This is a genomic window from Shimia sp. Alg240-R146 (assembly GCF_947331465.1).
In the GTDB taxonomy this organism is placed as follows: domain Bacteria; phylum Pseudomonadota; class Alphaproteobacteria; order Rhodobacterales; family Rhodobacteraceae; genus Shimia.
Map to the genome: position 1 here is coordinate 643,338 of NZ_CAMZOK010000003.1, position 17,512 is coordinate 660,849.

The 17,512-nt window shown below is 57.1% G+C and carries 24 protein-coding genes; 17 read left to right on the forward strand and 7 right to left on the reverse strand.

What is annotated here, in order from left to right; translation table 11 throughout:
• Positions 1-5: 5 nt before the first annotated feature.
• The 4 genes from PG871_RS18795 to PG871_RS18810 all read left to right on the forward strand — a co-directional run bounded on the left by PG871_RS18795 (position 6) and on the right by PG871_RS18810 (position 3,383).
• Positions 6-785: an MlaA family lipoprotein gene (locus PG871_RS18795; protein WP_270732337.1), complete on the forward strand. Its 780-nt coding sequence runs from the start codon at positions 6-8 to the stop codon at positions 783-785.
• Positions 772-1,374 (forward strand): MlaC/ttg2D family ABC transporter substrate-binding protein, encoded by a 603-nt coding sequence (locus PG871_RS18800; RefSeq protein ID WP_270732338.1) that lies wholly within the window; start codon positions 772-774, stop codon positions 1,372-1,374. Before PG871_RS18795 ends, PG871_RS18800 begins: the two co-directional genes overlap by 14 nt.
• A 168-nt stretch (positions 1,375-1,542) precedes the next feature.
• Positions 1,543-2,754: a GTP-binding protein gene (locus PG871_RS18805; RefSeq protein ID WP_270732339.1), complete on the forward strand. Its 1,212-nt coding sequence runs from the start codon at positions 1,543-1,545 to the stop codon at positions 2,752-2,754.
• Complete coding sequence (locus tag PG871_RS18810; protein WP_270732341.1) at positions 2,754-3,383, forward strand: DUF1826 domain-containing protein; 630 nt, start codon at positions 2,754-2,756, stop codon at positions 3,381-3,383. Before PG871_RS18805 ends, PG871_RS18810 begins: the two co-directional genes overlap by 1 nt.
• An 80-nt stretch (positions 3,384-3,463) precedes the next feature.
• Here the strand turns inward: PG871_RS18810 and PG871_RS18815 are convergent, their stop codons facing one another.
• Complete coding sequence (locus PG871_RS18815; protein WP_270732344.1) at positions 3,464-5,632, reverse strand: transglycosylase domain-containing protein; 2,169 nt, start codon at positions 5,630-5,632, stop codon at positions 3,464-3,466.
• Between the two features lie 258 nt (positions 5,633-5,890).
• On the opposite strand from PG871_RS18815, the gene PG871_RS18820 reads away from it, so the two are divergent.
• Both PG871_RS18820 and amt read left to right on the forward strand, forming a co-directional pair.
• Positions 5,891-6,229: a P-II family nitrogen regulator gene (locus PG871_RS18820; RefSeq protein WP_054003188.1), complete on the forward strand. Its 339-nt coding sequence runs from the start codon at positions 5,891-5,893 to the stop codon at positions 6,227-6,229.
• 26 nt (positions 6,230-6,255) lie between these two features.
• Positions 6,256-7,572, forward strand: a complete 1,317-nt coding sequence (gene amt, locus PG871_RS18825) for an ammonium transporter (RefSeq protein WP_270732352.1) — start codon at positions 6,256-6,258, stop codon at positions 7,570-7,572.
• Positions 7,573-7,715: 143 nt separating this feature from the next.
• Here amt and PG871_RS18830 read toward each other — a convergent pair whose 3' ends face one another.
• The gene (locus PG871_RS18830; RefSeq protein WP_270732354.1) at positions 7,716-8,030 is read right to left on the reverse strand and encodes a DUF1992 domain-containing protein; all 315 of its coding nucleotides are present in this window, start codon (positions 8,028-8,030) and stop codon (positions 7,716-7,718) included.
• A gap of 215 nt (positions 8,031-8,245) precedes the next feature.
• On the opposite strand from PG871_RS18830, the gene hemP reads away from it, so the two are divergent.
• Positions 8,246-8,404: a hemin uptake protein HemP gene (gene hemP / locus PG871_RS18835; RefSeq protein WP_270732355.1), complete on the forward strand. Its 159-nt coding sequence runs from the start codon at positions 8,246-8,248 to the stop codon at positions 8,402-8,404.
• Positions 8,401-8,877: a hypothetical protein gene (locus PG871_RS18840; protein ID WP_270732357.1), complete on the forward strand. Its 477-nt coding sequence runs from the start codon at positions 8,401-8,403 to the stop codon at positions 8,875-8,877. The genes hemP and PG871_RS18840 overlap by 4 nt, the downstream gene beginning before the upstream one ends.
• 334 nt (positions 8,878-9,211) lie before the next feature.
• Here PG871_RS18840 and PG871_RS18845 read toward each other — a convergent pair whose 3' ends face one another.
• Positions 9,212-9,637 carry a MerR family transcriptional regulator gene (locus PG871_RS18845; RefSeq protein ID WP_270732358.1) on the reverse strand — a complete coding sequence of 142 codons (426 nt, stop codon included), beginning with the start codon at positions 9,635-9,637 and terminating at the stop codon, positions 9,212-9,214.
• A gap of 425 nt (positions 9,638-10,062) precedes the next feature.
• On the opposite strand from PG871_RS18845, the gene merF reads away from it, so the two are divergent.
• On the forward strand, positions 10,063-10,272 hold the full coding sequence (gene merF / locus PG871_RS18850; protein WP_270732359.1) for a mercury resistance system transport protein MerF: 210 nt from the start codon (positions 10,063-10,065) through the stop codon (positions 10,270-10,272).
• Positions 10,248-10,472 (forward strand): GDCCVxC domain-containing (seleno)protein, encoded by a 225-nt coding sequence (locus tag PG871_RS18855; RefSeq protein WP_270732361.1) that lies wholly within the window; start codon positions 10,248-10,250, stop codon positions 10,470-10,472. Before merF ends, PG871_RS18855 begins: the two co-directional genes overlap by 25 nt.
• A gap of 66 nt (positions 10,473-10,538) precedes the next feature.
• Here the strand turns inward: PG871_RS18855 and PG871_RS18860 are convergent, their stop codons facing one another.
• The 4 genes from PG871_RS18860 to PG871_RS18875 all read right to left on the reverse strand — a co-directional run bounded on the left by PG871_RS18860 (position 10,539) and on the right by PG871_RS18875 (position 13,297).
• On the reverse strand, positions 10,539-11,090 hold the full coding sequence (locus PG871_RS18860; RefSeq protein ID WP_270732364.1) for a methyltransferase family protein: 552 nt from the start codon (positions 11,088-11,090) through the stop codon (positions 10,539-10,541).
• Positions 11,090-12,007 (reverse strand): cation diffusion facilitator family transporter, encoded by a 918-nt coding sequence (locus PG871_RS18865; RefSeq protein WP_270732366.1) that lies wholly within the window; start codon positions 12,005-12,007, stop codon positions 11,090-11,092. Before PG871_RS18865 ends, PG871_RS18860 begins: the two co-directional genes overlap by 1 nt.
• The gene (locus PG871_RS18870; protein ID WP_270732369.1) at positions 11,997-12,767 is read right to left on the reverse strand and encodes a transglutaminase-like domain-containing protein; all 771 of its coding nucleotides are present in this window, start codon (positions 12,765-12,767) and stop codon (positions 11,997-11,999) included. Before PG871_RS18870 ends, PG871_RS18865 begins: the two co-directional genes overlap by 11 nt.
• Before the next feature lie 101 nt (positions 12,768-12,868).
• A complete protein-coding gene (locus PG871_RS18875; protein WP_270732370.1) occupies positions 12,869-13,297 on the reverse strand; it encodes a MerR family transcriptional regulator in 429 nt (142 codons plus the stop codon).
• A gap of 196 nt (positions 13,298-13,493) precedes the next feature.
• Here PG871_RS18875 and PG871_RS18880 point away from each other — a divergent pair, with 196 nt between their 5' ends.
• Genes PG871_RS18880 through PG871_RS18910 form a run of 7 tightly spaced genes read left to right on the forward strand, consistent with a single transcriptional unit; the run spans position 13,494 to position 17,509 of the window.
• The gene (locus PG871_RS18880; RefSeq protein ID WP_443020514.1) at positions 13,494-14,066 is read left to right on the forward strand and encodes an SCO family protein; all 573 of its coding nucleotides are present in this window, start codon (positions 13,494-13,496) and stop codon (positions 14,064-14,066) included.
• Positions 14,063-14,488: a disulfide bond formation protein B gene (locus PG871_RS18885; protein ID WP_270732376.1), complete on the forward strand. Its 426-nt coding sequence runs from the start codon at positions 14,063-14,065 to the stop codon at positions 14,486-14,488. The genes PG871_RS18880 and PG871_RS18885 overlap by 4 nt, the downstream gene beginning before the upstream one ends.
• The gene (locus tag PG871_RS18890) at positions 14,485-15,144 is read left to right on the forward strand and encodes a DsbA family protein (RefSeq protein WP_270732379.1); all 660 of its coding nucleotides are present in this window, start codon (positions 14,485-14,487) and stop codon (positions 15,142-15,144) included. Before PG871_RS18885 ends, PG871_RS18890 begins: the two co-directional genes overlap by 4 nt.
• A gap of 25 nt (positions 15,145-15,169) precedes the next feature.
• Complete coding sequence (locus PG871_RS18895) at positions 15,170-15,631, forward strand: copper chaperone PCu(A)C (RefSeq protein WP_270732382.1); 462 nt, start codon at positions 15,170-15,172, stop codon at positions 15,629-15,631.
• On the forward strand, positions 15,631-16,254 hold the full coding sequence (locus PG871_RS18900; RefSeq protein ID WP_270732385.1) for an SCO family protein: 624 nt from the start codon (positions 15,631-15,633) through the stop codon (positions 16,252-16,254). The genes PG871_RS18895 and PG871_RS18900 overlap by 1 nt, the downstream gene beginning before the upstream one ends.
• On the forward strand, positions 16,251-16,700 hold the full coding sequence (locus PG871_RS18905; protein WP_270732387.1) for a DUF411 domain-containing protein: 450 nt from the start codon (positions 16,251-16,253) through the stop codon (positions 16,698-16,700). Before PG871_RS18900 ends, PG871_RS18905 begins: the two co-directional genes overlap by 4 nt.
• A gap of 26 nt (positions 16,701-16,726) precedes the next feature.
• Entirely contained in the window at positions 16,727-17,509 is a 783-nt protein-coding gene (locus PG871_RS18910; protein WP_025054192.1) for a ZIP family metal transporter, read from the forward strand.
• Positions 17,510-17,512 lie beyond the last annotated feature (3 nt).

The following is a 17,512-nucleotide window of genomic DNA, read 5'->3' on the forward strand; positions in this document are numbered from 1 at the left end:
ATACGGTGTCATCTCGTCTAAAGATCACGCGCAACCCAATATTGCGACCCGCCATCCTCTGCGCGGCTCTTTTGGTGACCGCCTGTGGGTCCGCCAACAACGTCGATCGCGGACTGGTCTATGACCCCTATGAAGACAACAACCGCGCCGCCCACAACTTCAACAAGGGTGTGGATCGCGTCCTGCTTTCACCTGCGTCCAACGGGTACGGCAGCGTCGTGCCACAAGAGATCCGCGACCGCGTCACAGACTTCAGCGATCACCTGTCGCTGCCCAACGACTTTATCAACAATGCACTGCAGGGCGACTTGCCCGCGGCTGGCAACAGCGGCGCCCGCTTCGTGATGAACACCATTCTCGGCTTTGGCGGCTTCGTTGACGTGGCCTCGCTGTTTGGCATGAAACGCCACGATACCGATTTTGGGGAAACCCTGCACACATGGGGCGCCGGTGAAGGCGCCTATGTTGAACTGCCTTTCCTTGGCCCCTCTACCACGCGCGATTCTGTCGGGCTGATGGTGGACATTGTCATGGATCCTTTCTTTGTCGTGCTGCGCGACCCGCAACGCTACATCGGCCCTACGGCGTATGTGGTGAACGCCATGGGCCAGCGCTACGATTACAGCGACACCGTGGACTCGCTTCTGTATGACAGCGCAGACAGCTATGCTCAGGCCCGCATCATCTTTTTGCAGAATCGCCGTTTTGAGCTTGGCATAGACACCACTTCCGAGGACGGCGAAGCTGGATTTGACCCTTACGAGGACCCGTATGACGATTTCTAAGGTTACCCGCCGCAGTTTTTTTCTGACTTCCACCGCTGCCTTGGCCGCGCTTGCTGTGCCAGCATTTGCGCTGACGGATGCTCAGGCTAAATCGCTAATCGATCGCGCTGTCGCTGACATCAACAAGGTCATCGCGTCCGGCAAGTCTCTGAACGTAATGATCCGCGATTTCGAAAAGGTATTTGCCAAATATGCCGACGTGAACGTCATTGCCCGCAGCGCACTGGGGCCGGATGCCCGCAGCCTTTCCAGCAGCCAGTCCCGCGCCTACACCAAAGCCTTCCAAGGCTATATCGCGCGCAAATACGGCAAGCGGTTCAACGAATTTGTCGGCGGCCAGATCGAGGTGCAAGGCGTGCGCAAGGTCAAGAGCTTCCACGAAGTCAAAGCCCTCGCCCGTTTGCGCGGACAGTCCCCGTTTGAAGTCAACTTTCTGGTGTCTGACCGGTCTGGCAGCAGCAAGTTTTTTGACATGATCATCGAAGGCATCTCGCTGCGCCTGTCGGAAAAATCCGAAATCGGCGCAATGCTCGACAAGAATCGCGGCGACATCAACGGGCTGATCGCGGACCTCAAAAAGGCTGGGTGACACCCGCCTTTTCACGGCTTTTCTGAATAGACCAATAGCCGCTGTGGCTATGTGACTCCGGCAAATCCACTTCTCGCAAAATCCTATTGTTATGTTATAACATAATTGATACATGGGTGCCTCTGACCGGACGCCATCAGGTGCCCCCCACATGCTAGGATTACCCAAATGCCAGACACGCGCCTTCCCGTAACCGTACTTTCCGGCTTCTTGGGTGCCGGCAAAACGACCTTGCTCAACCGCGTATTGAACAACCGCGACGGACGCCGCGTCGCGGTGATCGTGAACGACATGTCCGAGGTGAACATCGATGCCGATCTTGTGCGCGCCGACACCGAACTCTCCCGTACCGACGAAACCCTCGTGGAAATGTCCAACGGCTGCATTTGCTGCACCTTGCGAGACGATTTGCTGCTGGAGGTTAAACGCCTCGCTGGCGAAGGCCGCTTTGATTATCTGCTGATTGAATCCACCGGCATTTCCGAACCCCTGCCGGTCGCTGCCACCTTTGAGTTCCGCGACGAATTTGGCGAGAGTCTCGCCGACGCTGCACGGCTTGACACGATGGTCACCGTTGTCGATGCCGTGAACCTGCTTCAAGACTATTCCAGCCACGATTTCCTGCATGACCGCGGCGAAACCATGGGCGAGGAAGACGACCGCACGCTGGTACATCTCCTGACCGATCAGATCGAGTTTGCTGACGTGGTGATCCTGAACAAGGTCGCTGACGCAGGTCCCGAACGGACCGACGCCGCGCGCAAAATCATTCGCAGCCTGAACGCAGACACCCGCATCATCGAAACCAACCATTCCGAGGTGTCGGCTGACGACATCCTCAACACGGGTCTGTTCGATTTCGACAAGGCGCATGAACACCCGATGTGGGCCAAAGAACTTTATGGCTTTGCTGACCACGTACCGGAAACCGAAGAATATGGCGTCACCAGTTACGTTTTTCGCGCCCGCCAGCCATTTATCCCTGAAAAGATACTGGACATCCTCAACGGCGACCTACCCGGTGTGATCCGTGCCAAAGGGCACTTCTGGATCTCTTCCCGTCCCGAATGGGTCGCGGAATTTTCCCTCGCTGGTGCACTGTCTTCCGTGAAACCGCTGGGCACATGGTGGGCCACCGTCCCCAAAGACCATTGGCCCGACAACGACAGCGCCCAAAGCTATCTCAAGCAGCACTGGCAGGAACCTTGGGGCGACCGCCGTCAGGAAATCGTCTTCATCGGCAGCGGTATCGACTGGCCCGCGCTCAAAGCCCGTCTGGATACCGCACTTGTTCCCGCCATGGCCGCCGACAGCATCGACACCCTGCCAGACCTGCCTGACCCTTTCCCGATTTGGCGCCGCACCGAGGCCGCCGAGTGATGCTGGACCACACTCTGATTCCACAAGGCGTACGCCTGTCCAACTCCTTGGACGGGCTCGCCGAAATCCAGCAACCGGACTGCGGCGCGGCGGTCTGCGCGCGTGCGCCTTCGGACGCATTTCAACACTGGATCGATACACTCCCGCCTGCGCAACTGCCCAAGGCCCGTGTCATCTTTGCCCCCCGCGACGTGCTGAACACCGTTCAGGATATTTTCGCCAAATCTTCTATGCAATCATGCCGTCATAGCGACCAAATGATACAGGACATCACAGCGCTCGCAGACCAGTTCGCCAAACTCACCTCCGCCAAATGGCTGCGCTTGCGTCTGGATGTTGTTACCACCAACGCCTGCCGAAAATTTCACATCGACGCCGTCACTGCCCGCCTTCTGTGCACCTATCGCGGCACGGGTACGCAACTCGCCACCGCCAAAGTGGATGCAGAGCCAACGCACGTTCACACCGTTCCTACGGGCGCAGTAACAATCCTGCGCGGAACTCTCTGGCCCACAAAAATCCACACCGGCCTACGCCATCGCTCGCCCCCGATAGAAGGCAGCGGCGAAACCCGTTTGGTGCTGGTGCTGGACCCGCTTGATGCCCCGATGGAGGAGGTCTGCTACTAGGCCTGCCTCACCGCGTCGGGAACATGTCCTCAAAAGCTTCGCGCATCCGAAGCCGCAGATTACAAAATCACTACTTCGCCTTAGCGCCCGCCAAAGATGTCTTTCAAAATTCCGTTCACAACGCCTTCCAGCCCATTTTGCTGACGTCGCTGACCGGGGCGTGTTTTCGGCGCTTGCGGCTTGGGAACAAAGGCCGGCAAGGGTCGCGGCTCGATCCCCTCATGCACGCGCGTCATGGTTTCCCGCCAGATCTCCGCCGGAAGACCGCCTCCCGTCACCCCTGTGAGCGGCGTGTTGTCGTCATAGCCCATCCAGACGCCTGCCACATATTCATTGGTAAAGCCTATAAACCAGGCGTCGCGCGCGGCCTGTGTGGTGCCGGTCTTTCCGGCCACTTGCCAGCCATCAATCTTGGCCCGTCCGCCGGTGCCTTCACTGACGACCTTTTCCATCATCCACACCAACTCACGTGCCGCCGCATCCGAGATCACCCGTTCGCCAATACCGCCGCCCGTGCCCATCAGCGGCTCTTTATCGCCCATCAGGCGCAACTCAACCAACCCATAGGGCGTCACCGACGACCCACCGTTGAGAATACCGGCGTACGCACCCGCCATCTCAAGCACACTGCTTTCTGATGCTCCCAGCGCCAATGCCGGTCCTGCCGCCAGATCACTTTCGATACCAAACATATTGGCCACGGTGCGCACGTTTTCGCGTCCTGCCTTCTCGGACACTTTCACCGCCGGAATGTTCAGCGAATTCATCAACGCAAACGTCAGCGTCACGTCACCAAAATACTTGCCGGTATAATTCTTCGGGCACCATTCTCCCGACCCAGGAATGTTCTGGCAATAGGGCTCGTCGATAACGCGGTCGTCATAATGCCCGCCCAAATCCAGCGCAGTGGCATAAACAAAAGGCTTAAACGCGCTGCCGGTTTGCCGTTTCGCCTGAACAGCACGGTTAAAGGCGCCGCTGACCTTAGTTTGTCGCCCGCCAACCATTGCGCGCACCGCGCCATCTGCGCTCATCACCACAATCGCGGCCTGCGCTTTGGACCCTTCGCGCACTTTGTTCTCAAACACCCAAGCCAGCCCGTCTTCGGCAGCCTGCTGAATACGGCCGTCAAAGGTGGTCTTAAGGATCACATCCTCGGTGGTGTTGCGGGTGAAAAACTCCGGGCCCGTCGACATCACCCAATCCGCGTAATACCCGCCTGCGTTTTCCTCAGCCGCCACCGACAGTGTCGCCGGATTGGCCTGCCAGCGGGCAGTCTCCTCATCAGACAGATACCCCTGCTCGTTCATCAGGCGCAGCACGGTCGCAGCGCGATCCTGCGAGCGCGACAGATTGGCCGTGGGCGCCAATGACGACGGCTTGGTCAAAAGCCCCGCCAACATCGCCGCCTCGGCGGGTGTGGCATTGGCCGCCGGCTTGCCAAAGTAGCGCTGCGTCGCCGCTTCTGCGCCATAGGCTCCGCCGCCCATATAGGCGCGGTTCAGATAAACCGACAGGATTTCGTTTTTGGTGTATTTGGTTTCCATCGCCATCGCATAGACAGCTTCCTTGACCTTGCGCCACAACGACCCCTGCCGACAGTCCTGCACATAGGCCGCTTCGCTCTCCCAGTCTTCGGCTTTGTAAGGTTCACCCAAACACAAAAGCTTGGCGGTCTGCTGTGTAATGGTCGACCCACCATGACCCGACAATGGTCCACGCCCTTCTTTCAGGTTGATACGCACGGCGCTTGCCACACCGCGCGGACTCACCCCGAAATGCCAGTAAAATCGCCTGTCCTCGGTCGCCACCACCGCGTTTTTCAGATGTTCCGACACGGTCTCCGCCGTGACCGCCCCGCCAAACTGGTCTCCACGCCAAGCGAACACTTTGTCGTCGCGATCCAGCAATGTCACCGACCCGCGCGCGCGTCCGTCCAACAGCTCGTCCACGTCCGGCAACTGGAGATAGACATAACCAACAGCCATGCCAACCACGAGGCCAACGACAAGACCAATGCGCCACGTAAACGCCCAGATCACCCGCCAGATCCAACCAAAAATGCCTAGAAAAAAAGCAACGATCGGATTGCGCTTCTTGGCCGGACGCTTCGGAGCCGCGCGCCGTTTGCGCGCCGTCTTCTTGGGCGCGGCCTTGGTCGTCCGCTTGGTCGCAGTTTTTTTCGCTGTGGCTTTGCCAAAACGTTTCTCCGCCACCAGCGGCGGTTTCTTCCGACGTGAATCACTCATCAAGTAGCCCTGCTCGCCACGATATTTTTGCTCAGTCTATCGAAGTCCCACCCCGTTGTAGAGCCAAAGGCAGCGCCAAAACCGTACACTATTCGATTAATTTTTATGCGAAACACATGTGTCGCCTACTTTTTGGGCATATGCCGCCGTTTTTGGCACCCAAATTCCAATCAAGCCTTCGTTTTCGGCAGCCCAGCGGTCTTTTCTGCGACTGCAAAGACGCGGAGGGACGCTCCGCTCACGACAAAGGGGAACAAGGTGAAACTGATTATTGCAACGATCAAGCCGTTCAAACTCGAGGAGGTCCGCGAGGCGCTGACCAACATCGGTGTACGCGGCATGATGGTCACCGAAATCAAGGGCTTCGGCTCTCAGTCGGGCCACACAGAAATCTATCGCGGCGCGGAATACGCTGTGAACTTCGTACCGAAGGTCAAACTCGAACTCGTGGTTGCAGCCAACATGGCCGACCAGGTTGTCGAAACCATCACAACAACTGCTCAAACCGGCAAAATCGGTGACGGCAAAATCTTTGTGCTCGACGTGCAGCAAGCCATTCGCGTGCGCACCGGCGAAACGGACGCAGACGCCATCTAAGGCGCCGCAAGGAAGGAATACACACAATGAAAACCCTCACGAAACTGGTCCTGCCCGCCGCGTTGATCGCGTTGCCGAGCTTGGGCTTTGCACAAGAAGAAGCCGCTGCACCCGGCTTTGATGAAATCGGCCCCTACATCATGACAACGCTGTTGTTCCTGGTGGGTGGCTTCCTGGTGTTCTGGATGGCCGCAGGCTTCTCGATGCTCGAAGCAGGCCTCGTGCGTTCCAAGAACGTGACCATGCAGCTGACCAAAAACATGGCGCTCTTCTCCATCGCAGCCATCATGTACTGGCTGGTTGGCTTCAACCTGATGTACCCTGGCGACTTCAACGGTTTCTTCGCATTCAACTTCGTCCCCACAACGCTTGAGCCTGTTGGCCTTGGCGCTGCAGACGCTGCTCTGGATTACGCTTCCGTTGGCTCCGACTTCTTCTTCCAGCTGATGTTTGTTGCCGCAACCGCGTCCATCGTGTCCGGTGCTTTGGCAGAACGCATCAAACTGTGGCCCTTCCTGGCCTTCGTTGTTGTCCTGACAGGTATCCTCTACCCGATCTCCGGTTCCTGGCAGTGGGGCGGCGGCTGGCTGTCTGAACTCGGCTTCTCCGATTTCGCTGGCTCCACCATCGTACACTCCGTAGGCGGCTGGGCTGCTCTCGCTGGTGCCATCGTACTGGGCCCACGTATCGGCAAGTACAAAGACGGCCGCACCATCCCGATGCCTGGCTCCAACCTCGCTCTGGCCACTCTGGGTACGTTCATCCTGTGGCTCGGCTGGTTTGGCTTCAACGGCGGCTCGCAGCTGGCAATGGGCACAGTGGGTGACGTCACCGACGTATCGCGCATCTTCGCCAACACCAACATGGCCGCCGCAGCTGGCGCAGTTGCCGCTCTGATCCTGACACAGGTTCTTTATAAGAAACCTGACCTGACCATGATCCTGAACGGCGCACTGGCAGGCCTCGTGTCCATCACTGCAGAACCTCTCGCACCTTCCCTCTTCGGCTCGCTGCTGATCGGTGGTGTCGGTGGTGTCATCGTAGTGCTGACCGTGCCAATGCTCGACAAGCTCAAAATCGACGACGTTGTCGGTGCCATCCCGGTTCACCTCTTTGCAGGCATCTGGGGCACCATCGCCGTGGCCTTCTCCGGCTCCGCCACCATCAGCGCACAGCTGACAGGTATCGCAGCTTACGGTGTCTTCACCTTCGTAGCCTCGCTGGTTCTGTGGCTCATCCTCAAAGCAGTCGTGGGCATCCGCGTCAGCGAAGAAGACGAGATCAACGGCCTGGACATGTCCGAACTCGGCATGGAAGCCTATCCTGACTTCACCAACGGCTAAGCCTTGGCGACATAAGCAAACGGAAAACCCCGGGCCATTTGGTCCGGGGTTTTTCTTTGTGCAAACCGACGTGAAAAACAAACACCCTCAGGCGGTCCCGCCCGAGGGTGTTGTTGTCCCGTGATCTCTGAAAATCCAGAGGCTCACCCGTATTTCCGCATCGCTTCCAGCTCTAGGTGAAACCGCGCGTCCAGATCTGCAATCAGCTGCATCTGTTCCTTGCGTTCTGTCGGCTCGGTCATGGTCCGCAACCGTCCCCGCGCCTGTGTCAGTTGCTGATTGAGACACACACCCAACGGCTGGGCGTTGGCCTCCTTCATCAGCTTATCAAACACCGAATCCTGTGGGTTCCGCAAAAACGCCAACGGCTTGCCTGCGCCGGGCAGATCCTGAAACAAGTGCGCCCGATCTGCGGCCTGCAATGCCATCTCAATGGCGGGGTTCATCACATGTGCCATCTCTTTGTCCAATCTATTGCCTGTAATGCTCTGCTCCACAGATAGGGTGCGCCAATTGAACTTGCCGCGTCGCCGCCTCCTATTGGCGGAAATTCGCCAAACCCTGACAAGAAATCTAAAGGCTTGCATATTCCGACTATTTCAGTCAGGTTATTCGGAACAGCCACCCGACCACGCGGGAAGCCACGAATCCAACGCGCAAACCGGAGGCTTCCATGACCTTTCAATTCAGCGATTCATCTTCGATCACATCCAGGCCCGTGCATGACGCCGATCTTCTGACCGGCACCAACGGACTGGCCCACATCCGCTTGAACGACCAGCTTTACACCCTGCGCATCACCCGCGCGGGCAAGCTGATCCTCACCAAATGAGCCGCCCCCGCAATCCCGGCGCACGCCGCGTAGGCTGGTTGGCCGACCTCCCCGCCGCGGAGCGCATGGCCGTACGGTGCCTGCGCGCTATTGGCCGCGATGCCGCCTCCGACACGCAACTGACCGCCGACTTGGCCCTCGCACTTGGCCCCGCCCGCGGCCACAGCACCAAAGCAGTGCTGAACGAACTGATGCAGGTCGCGCAATACTACGGCCGCCGCCCGCTGTGCCGCCATGCCGACACCTGCGATTGCCTCGACGCAGACGAAGCCGTGTTTGCCGCCCTCGTGGGCTATGCCTTGAATAGCGCGCAAGAAGACGCAACGCTGATGGCCTCCCTGCTGGTGCGCCCCGACATGGCGCAATGTTTCGCGGGGCTGGCCACTGAATTCGGCCTCGCCATGGACGCCATGACCCGCACCGCCGCGCCCTTCGTGCCACAAACCCATCGTGCTCAGATGGTGGTGCACTGAGCGCCGCCCTCAGAAACCACTACGCCCGAACCGAGAGGCGGAAGCAAAGCGCCCACCCCGTTGGGGTGGTTCGGGCGTTGCCAAATCGGAGATTTGGCACTGGCCCTTCGTCGGAAAAGCAATGGCTGTTATGCGGACCTAGCCGACCTTGCGTACTATTGAATCGACGGCCGGTTTCGGTGCATCGCGACCCCCGCCGATGAATTCGGTTCGAGATTGATCCGGTGTATGCATCGCGTCAAACTAGCAAAAGCAGCCGTTCGAGCAAATTTTAGCGAAATTCACCTTCAGATGATTGAGTTGCAGGACAAAGTTGCGGTTTGCGAAGCCTAAACTAGCAGCTGCTTTGCTCGTGTAGGCCATCGCCAAAGCCATCCTTCATCAAAGCGTCCAGCATTGGACAGTCTGCGGTGCCGTCATCGCAGTTCTTGGAGAGGCTCAAGAGCGCTTCTCTGAGGCGCATAAGGTTCTCAATCTTCGCGTTTATCTCACCCAAATGGTTCTCGGCCATGGTTCTCACCTCACCACAGGATCGGTCATACTGCGGAGTGAGGGATAAAAAGGTCTGTATGTTCGAGATCGGAAAACCCAGATCGCGACACCGGCGCACGAACCTGAGTTTGGCGATTTCGTCGGACGAGTATAACCGACGCCCACCAGCGGAGCGTCCGGGCTTTGGGACAATCCCCTCTCGTTCATAGTAGCGGATCGTTTCGATGTTCACGCCGCTTTGTTCCGACGCTTTGCCGATGGTGAACATTTTGCTTGCTCCTGTAGTCACTACAGGAAGTAGAAAAGCAAAATGGATTTGAATGCAAATCAACAACCGGTCGCGAACTCTGGCGTTGCTTCCAAGCTTGTGATGCCCTTCGCAGCACTTCTGGCGCTGTTGTCGGCGTCGTGCTGTGTTTTGCCTATCGGCCTTTCGATACTGGGCCTAGGTGGTTCATGGCTCACCATGCTTGGGCCATTCGTCGCTTACCGGGACTTCATTCTTGTCGGCGTCGCGATTGCACTCGTTTGGGCATGGTATCGGGTGCTTCGGCGCAGGCCATGTGCAACGCGCAGGCAGTCCACAATCGTCTGGACTACAGTCGCGTCCATCGCCTTTCTGGTCGCGCTATCTTCGCCCATGTGGGAGGCGTCTGCACAGCGTTTTATGTGGGATTTGCGGAGATCGACACAATGAAGAACAAACTATTGGCCCTAGGAGTGGGTGGCACGATCTTGGCCGCGCTCTGTTGCTTCACACCGTTACTGCCGGTCGTACTGACTGCGCTTGGTCTGACGGGCTTGCTTGGTGTCGTCTACAGCGATGCGATCTTGCTGCCGATATTGGCCGGATTTCTAATTCTGACGGGGTACGCGCTATGGCGACAGAAGAAACAAAAGTAGTGCTGCAATCTACTCTCACATGTCCAAATTGTGGACACGCTGAGACCGAGACTATGCCGACAGATGCTTGCCAGTGGTTCTATGAATGCAAATCATGTCAGACCGTCTTGAAACCGCTTGAGGGGGATTGCTGCGTCTATTGTTCTTACGCAACTGTTCCATGCCCACCGATTCAAAAAGGTAAGTCCTGCTGCCCCTAGGGGCGATTCAGGCCTCGCGCAGCTGAAGGGTCAACGAACCTCCGAAAAGCTTCTTAGCGAGGCGGCTCAGATAAAACGACGGGTTGACGCCATATACTCGTCAAAATCAGACCCGTATTGCTTCTTGAGCCACGGTTCTTCCGCGAATGGCGCAGCTACCAAAACCAAGATCGAAGCCGTTCCAACAATGAGCGTTGTTGGTGTTGCAGTAAGGATCAACCAACCTCCTACAATCGCGATATCGGCCATGTACTGAGGATTGCGAGAGTAGCGATACATGCCAGCGGTCCTCAGCGTGCCTTTCGCGCCGCCCGTTTGTGGCACCCCGAAATGCGAGACTTCAAACCAGACTACGATATTGCCGAACACAATGAGCGGTATCCCAACCCCGAAACGCAGCCAGGTGGGAAACGCCAGATCACCCCAGCCCAAGACGCCAAGCATGATCAGAATGCCAAACAACGAAAACGTTGGCACCCAGACCAGAATTGGTGTGATCGACGTGTAGCGCTTGGGTGGCCAGATACGACGCGCGGGGAAAGCGATTGACCAAAGGATCGAAGCAAGTGTCACCGCAGCAATTCCCAGACCTAAGTAAATCAAGATGACTTCTATCATTATCTGGTCTCCTCATGCCCATAGAGCTGCGCTCCATCGTGTGCATTCCCCAGATCCTCCAATTCGAGAGTGGAGTGCTGGATGCCGAACTTTTCGGCGAGGCGCGCTTTCACTGCCGCTTTGATCCTTTCGCCCGACGCGCCATCAGCCGTCACGACATGGCAATCCAATGCCGCGTCGTTCTCTTGCATCTGCCACAGATGAACGTGGTGGACATCATGGACCCCGTCGACCTCCCTGATTGCAGCAACAACGGCATCATTGTCGATGTCGGGTGGGCTACCTAGCATCAGGATGCGGATGGGTTTGCCGATTTCAGTGAAGGCGAGATAAAGTAGGTAGAGCGCGATGCCGATCGTGATCGCCGGATCGACCCACCACATGTTATAGAGCAGGATGAGCGAGCCGCCGATAATTACGGCAACAGAAGCCAACGCGTCTGACAAGTTATGCAGGAAGAGCGCCCGGATGTTCACGCTGCCCTTTTGCATGGAATAAGTCAGCAGCGCTGTCAGCGTGTCTACGGCCAGCGCCACCGATCCCAGGATCACCACGGTCCAACCGGCCACTTCGGTCGGTTCGATCATGCGCATTCCGCCCTCGTAGATGAGATAGAACCCAACGAGGATGAGGGTGGTGTAGTTGATCAAGGCAGCCACAACTTCGATCCGGCCATAGCCGAATGTCATGCGCCCGTCCGCAGGGCGTCTTGCGATTTTCCGAGCTGCAAAAGCGATCACCAAGGATGCCATGTCGGAGAAATTGTGCAGAGCATCCGCAATAAGCGCGAGGCTGCCCGACAAGATCCCGCCGACGATCTGCGCGACCGTCAGAAGTGCGTTGGCCCAGATCGCGATTGAGACACGGCGGTCCCCTGACGCGGGATCAATATGCGCGTGACCGTTATCATGAGGCATGACGCGATTCCTCGTGTTTATGATTGGGCAACGCCAAGCCAGGTATTTGCGGCACATTGCCTGATCTGATCCGGCGCACGCGGGCGTTCATCCAATGGCGGACTATATGGCGATACAATATGCCTTTTACGAAGCTAAACGACTGCTGATGAGCGGCGTAGAATTCGTCGGGCGCGTCGAAAATACCAAAGTCCTGGGCAATACCGGTTTCTTGGATGTAGGTATCGCCACCCGTCCACTCTACAGGGGGAGCCTGCAGGCAGTCGGTGCCTGCCCCGTAACCGCAGAGGCTGGGTGAATCGGTAAATGTGGATTGGAGCGCCGATAGAAACTCTGCATCCAGAATAAACCCTTCGAGGTTCGCCCAACCCGTCTCGGTCTGCACCTCAACCCATGAGTGGACGATCTCATTGGGGGCGAGGGGGTAGACGATTTCTGGCACAACACCCCGCTGCAGTTCTTTGTGGATCGTGAACCCGTGAAGGCGGCACCGCACACCGACCGCGCGCAACAAAGCCATAAGTAACGTGCCCTTGGTATTGCATTGACCAAAACCGTCAGCGAGTACTTCTGCCGCCGGGATATCGTCTGCGCGGTTGTACCCAAAGGCAACTTCGTTGCGGACGAAATCGTAGACCGCGCCGATCCGGTCATGCTGAGAAAGGGCTTTCCACCCTCGGTCCTCGATCAGTTGTGCAATCGACGGGTGGTTGAAGTTCAGGATTGGGGTTGCTGCTAACAACGGATCATCAGCGCTCATTTTCATCTCCTCGAATCGCCTTTGAGATAGATGTAATTGCTACAGTGACTTTAGGTTCAAGGGTTCTTTTCGTTTTGGTAGCTTGAGAGCCGTGGAAACGGTTAAGCCCCAATTTCATCGTGGTCGGTCAGACACTCTGAGTGATCGCGCAAGACCTCGAGAACCTTGCAGTCCGCCGTATTGCCTCCGCTGCATTCGTGGATCATGCGCTTCAACTCTGTGCGTAGCGCTTTCAGCCGATCCATCCTTAGTTCTACCTGCTTGAGTTGCCGCCGGGCGATGGAATCCGCCTCATGGCAGGAGCGGTCGGGATTATCACTGAGATCGAGAAGCTCGCGGATCGCTTCAAGGGGAAACCCCAACTGGCGTGCGTGCCGGATAAAGGACAAGCGGTCAACTTCCGCATCCCCGTAGCGCCGCTGCCCGCCTTCGGTGCGACCTGGTTCGGGCATCAGGCCGATCTGTTCGTAATACCGGACAGTCTGAACTTTTGTTCCGGTCTTCTTTCCCAAACTTCCAATTGTCAGCATGTGACCTCCATATCTATAGCGTTGGTAGCTATAGCTATTGGCATCCGCAAGCCAGCACGGTAATCACAGATCCGTGACACGCTGCCGCAATGCCGAAATACAACTTGAACCTCTAGCAGCTAGAACATTTAGAACGCTTTAAAAATGGGCGGAATCGGGCGCAATACAACCAATGAAATTTTCTACGTTACAAAAAATGCTTTGGGGACTTACCGCGATCGTGGTTGTTGGGTTCATTTTTTTGCAGGTTTCTATCAGAGAGGAACAGCGCGCTGATGCGCCCGCGTTCCAAGCCGACTTCGAACTGACCGATCACCGAGGCATAGTTCAGACGGACGAAGATTTCGCGGGGCGCTGGTTGCTCGTCTTCTTCGGCTTTGCGAATTGCCCCGATGTGTGCCCCACGACTATGGCCGAGGTTGCCGCCGTCATGGATGCGCTCGGCTCTGACGCGGCCCAAGTCCAGCCTCTCTTTATTTCAATTGATCCCGAACGTGATACGCCCGAACAACTCGCAGAGTTCGTACCGGCGTTTGGCGCAAACATCATTGGGCTGACCGGTACGGCCAATCAGATCAAGCGAACATCTGAAACCTTCCGTGTGTACTTTGAGAAAATCGAGGAAGCGGCATCGCCCGACGGATACACGATGGGGCATTCGTCTCAGCTGTTCCTCTTTGATCCGCAAGGCGGATATGTGGGGGCGTGGGTCTACGGCACACCGGCAGAGGAAATCCTTGCCGATCTGAAGGCGCGGATGTCGATATGAGACGGGTGATGTCAAAAGAGACGGCTTTGACCGCCGCGTGGATCGTCGCTTTGGGGAGTTCGCTGGCCGTGCTCTTTATAGGTGAGGTTCTGGGGCAGGCTCCGTGCAATCTGTGCTGGTTTCAGCGTGCGTTTATGTTCCCTCTGGCCGTCGTGTTGGGCCTCGGTCTCTGGTGGGATGATCACCGGGTCGGTCGCTACGGTGTTGCGCTCGCCCTTGGTGGGGCCGCCATCGCACTCTGGCATCTGGGCCTTTATATCGGGCTCCTCCCGGAGCGTATCCAACCCTGCACTGCGACCGGTCCGTCCTGCACCGATGACAATCAGGTCTTCCTCAGCGTCCCAATCCCACTTTTGTCGTTGGTCGCCTTTGGGCTGATCGCGATCCTGTCCATTTTCTCCCTGAAGGAGCAGCGCACATGAAAAACAAATCAGTCGTTCTATCGGTCCTAATCGTTGGCCTTGCGATCTTTGCCGCCGCCGTTTGGTACCAAACCCGCCCTGCGCCGGTTGCTCAGGTCGAACCTGTCCAGCCCGAAATTGCAGAGGCACTGATCCGGTCCTACTCTCCTATCCTTGGCCCCGAAGAGGCCCCTGTCACCATCGTCGAGTTCTTCGATCCGGCTTGCGAAGCCTGCCGCGCTTTTCATCCGATTGTGAAGGACATACTGGCCGAATATGACGGCGCAGTGCGTGTTGTGCTGAGATATACGCCCTTTCACGGGGAAGGCTCAGAGCAGGCCATACGTGTCCTTGAGGCGGCCCGCATGCAGGGCATTTTCGAGCCGGTCCTCGAAGCACTCCTAGAGTATCAGCCCCGTTGGGCCTCCCATGGCGCGCCAGACCCCGGTCGGATCATTGGAATTGCTGAACAGGCTGGCCTGGACGCGGAAGCCGCGAAAGCCCAAATGATGGCACCACAGACGGTTGGCGTTCTCAATCAAGATCGCGCAGATGTCGACGCTGTCGGCGTGCGTGGTACCCCCACCTTCTTCGTAAACGGCAAACCCCTAGATCCCTTCGGCGCTGACGAGTTGCGCGCCCTCGTCGCAGCGGAAGTCGCCGCGAGTGGATCTTGAACAGAAAACGATCAGGAACAGACCTATGAGAGAATCTACCTTCGCTGCCGTTGCATTTAGTATTCTGGTCGGATTGCCCACAGCTTCCCTTGCGGGTTCGGAAGACATTGTGATCGAAGACGCGTGGTCCCGCGCGTCTATCGGCACCAACCGCCCGGGCGCAGCCTACATGACCCTGCGCAACACGGGCTCTGACCCGGTGACATTGGTCGGGCTGGAAACCCCATTGGCCATGATGCCGGACATCCACGAAACCACAACTGATTCAAATGGTGTCAGTTCCATGGGCCCTGTCGGTGAAATCACCATTCTTCCGGGCGAAAGTGTTTCGCTGGAACCGGGCGGCATGCATGCCATGTTGATGCGTTTGCAAACCAAGATGGTCGAAGGGGAGACCTTTCCGCTGACACTGAACTTTGCTGATGGCGAGACACTGACTGTAGACGTTCCCATTCTTGGCATTGCGGCACGTGGGCCGGAGGGCTGATGAACCGGCGCACGCTCCTTACTTATGGCGCAGCCGTGAGCGGCGTTGTTGCGCTGACGCTGTTCATAGGCTGGTGGCAGGTTGATGGGCCGAGTGCGCCTGAACCGGTGGCTCAACGACCTTTGCCGCTTACACAAATGGAATTCCAGATGACCAACCAGGACGGGGCAACCGTTGGACCTGCGACACTTATCGGCAATCCATCCATGGTGTTTTTTGGCTTCACATACTGCCCGGACGTTTGCCCCACTACATTGTCAGATATCTCTGGTTGGCTCGACAATCTTGGAAATGACGTCGCCGACATGAATGTCGTATTCATCACGGTGGATCCGGAGCGTGATACCGTGGACGCCATGGCTGAATATGTCAGCTACTTTCACCCAGCCATCCAAGGATGGAGCGGAACGCTGGAAGAAACAGCACGCGCTGCTGCAGGTTTCCGTGCGAGCTATGAGAAGGTCGCGACAGACGGCGACTATACGATGAACCACACGGCAAGCGTCTTTCTGTTTAATGCCGAAGGACAGTTTGCTAGCACAATCGATTACCATGAAGCACGAGAGTTCGCGGTACCGAAAATCCGCCGCATCCTTGCAAGAACCGGAGAACAATCCTCATGAAGCTTTTTACGCTCGCAATATTTTTTTCAATGAACTTCGCTACACAGACGATCGCTGAAGCGACCCCGATAGACGTCATTAAGACGAATGGCTGCGGGTGCTGCCTTGCTTGGATGAACCACCTTGAAGAAAACGGCTTTGTACCCACCGGCGAGGACATGTTTGCGGGCCTTTTTGTACGCTTCAAACTCGATAATGGCGTTCCGCAAAGAATGGTGTCCTGTCACACGGGTCTGGTAGAGGGCTACGTAATCGAGGGCCACGTGCCAGCAGATGATATTCGCAGGTTACTCAGCGAAAGACCGGACGCAATAGGCCTCGCGGTGCCGGACATGCCGCTTGGCTCACCCGGTATGGATCAGAGCCGCTGGCGCGAGGCCTACGACGTGTTTCTCATCAACAACGACGGGTCGACAGAAGTCTTCTCAAGCTATTCTGGCGACTGAATAAATTTACAACGAAAGATCTGAATTTGGACACTCTCTCCCCTATTATGCTCGGATTTCTGGGTAGTCTTGCCGCAGGCTCAATGACCGCCATTGGCGCAATACCCGTGCTTTTTGGTCGCGTGCCGTCTCGCGCTACCCGAGACCTGTCACTTGGTTTCGCAGCGGGCGTGATGCTTGCTGCATCCTTCTTTTCACTGATTATTCCTGCTCTTGATGCGGCTGAACTGCGGTATGTGAATGAGGCAGCACCGGCCGCAATCGTTTGTATTGCGATCCTTCTTGGGATGGGTGCCGTGGCACTTATGAACGAGAAACTCCCGCATGAGCATTTCAGCACAGGGCGAGAGGGACCAGAGGCAGCATCCCTTCGAAGGGTATGGCTGTTCATCATCGCCATCACGATCCACAATTTCCCCGAAGGGCTGGCGGTGGGCGTCGGCTTTGGCGCAGATGGTGTGTCAGGCGGTATGCCGCTTGCCATCGGGATCGGACTGCAGAATGCGCCCGAAGGTCTGGCCGTCGCGGTGTCACTGCTCGGCGAAGGGTATTCGAAAGTCCGGGCTTGGGGGATCGCCGCATTAACTGGCATGGTTGAACCCATTGGCGGACTTTTGGGTGCGGGGATCATCACGATCTCGGAACCGCTTCTCCCTTGGGGTTTGGCGTTTGCGGCAGGCGCGATGCTCTACGTTATCAGTCACGAGATCATTCCTGAAACCCACCGAAGCGGTCATCAGAACAAGGCCACGCTTGGCCTTGCGATCGGCTTGGTCATCATGCTGTTTTTGGACGTCTGGCTCGGGTAAAAA

Coding starts and splice junctions, on each gene's coding strand:
- PG871_RS18800 (WP_270732338.1), top strand. CDS start 772: ATGACGATTTCTAAGGTTACCCGCCGCAGTTTTTTTCTGACTTCCACC.
- PG871_RS18805 (WP_270732339.1), top strand. CDS start 1,543: ATGCCAGACACGCGCCTTCCCGTAACCGTACTTTCCGGCTTCTTGGGT.
- PG871_RS18810 (WP_270732341.1), top strand. CDS start 2,754: ATGCTGGACCACACTCTGATTCCACAAGGCGTACGCCTGTCCAACTCC.
- PG871_RS18815 (WP_270732344.1), bottom strand. CDS start 5,632: ATGAGTGATTCACGTCGGAAGAAACCGCCGCTGGTGGCGGAGAAACGT.
- amt (WP_270732352.1), top strand. CDS start 6,256: ATGAAAACCCTCACGAAACTGGTCCTGCCCGCCGCGTTGATCGCGTTG.
- PG871_RS18830 (WP_270732354.1), bottom strand. CDS start 8,030: ATGGCACATGTGATGAACCCCGCCATTGAGATGGCATTGCAGGCCGCA.
- hemP (WP_270732355.1), top strand. CDS start 8,246: ATGACCTTTCAATTCAGCGATTCATCTTCGATCACATCCAGGCCCGTG.
- PG871_RS18840 (WP_270732357.1), top strand. CDS start 8,401: ATGAGCCGCCCCCGCAATCCCGGCGCACGCCGCGTAGGCTGGTTGGCC.
- PG871_RS18845 (WP_270732358.1), bottom strand. CDS start 9,637: ATGTTCACCATCGGCAAAGCGTCGGAACAAAGCGGCGTGAACATCGAA.
- merF (WP_270732359.1), top strand. CDS start 10,063: ATGAAGAACAAACTATTGGCCCTAGGAGTGGGTGGCACGATCTTGGCC.
- PG871_RS18855 (WP_270732361.1), top strand. CDS start 10,248: ATGGCGACAGAAGAAACAAAAGTAGTGCTGCAATCTACTCTCACATGT.
- PG871_RS18860 (WP_270732364.1), bottom strand. CDS start 11,090: ATGATAGAAGTCATCTTGATTTACTTAGGTCTGGGAATTGCTGCGGTG.
- PG871_RS18865 (WP_270732366.1), bottom strand. CDS start 12,007: ATGCCTCATGATAACGGTCACGCGCATATTGATCCCGCGTCAGGGGAC.
- PG871_RS18870 (WP_270732369.1), bottom strand. CDS start 12,767: ATGAGCGCTGATGATCCGTTGTTAGCAGCAACCCCAATCCTGAACTTC.
- PG871_RS18875 (WP_270732370.1), bottom strand. CDS start 13,297: ATGCTGACAATTGGAAGTTTGGGAAAGAAGACCGGAACAAAAGTTCAG.
- PG871_RS18880 (WP_443020514.1), top strand. CDS start 13,494: ATGCTTTGGGGACTTACCGCGATCGTGGTTGTTGGGTTCATTTTTTTG.
- PG871_RS18885 (WP_270732376.1), top strand. CDS start 14,063: ATGAGACGGGTGATGTCAAAAGAGACGGCTTTGACCGCCGCGTGGATC.
- PG871_RS18890 (WP_270732379.1), top strand. CDS start 14,485: ATGAAAAACAAATCAGTCGTTCTATCGGTCCTAATCGTTGGCCTTGCG.
- PG871_RS18895 (WP_270732382.1), top strand. CDS start 15,170: ATGAGAGAATCTACCTTCGCTGCCGTTGCATTTAGTATTCTGGTCGGA.
- PG871_RS18900 (WP_270732385.1), top strand. CDS start 15,631: ATGAACCGGCGCACGCTCCTTACTTATGGCGCAGCCGTGAGCGGCGTT.
- PG871_RS18905 (WP_270732387.1), top strand. CDS start 16,251: ATGAAGCTTTTTACGCTCGCAATATTTTTTTCAATGAACTTCGCTACA.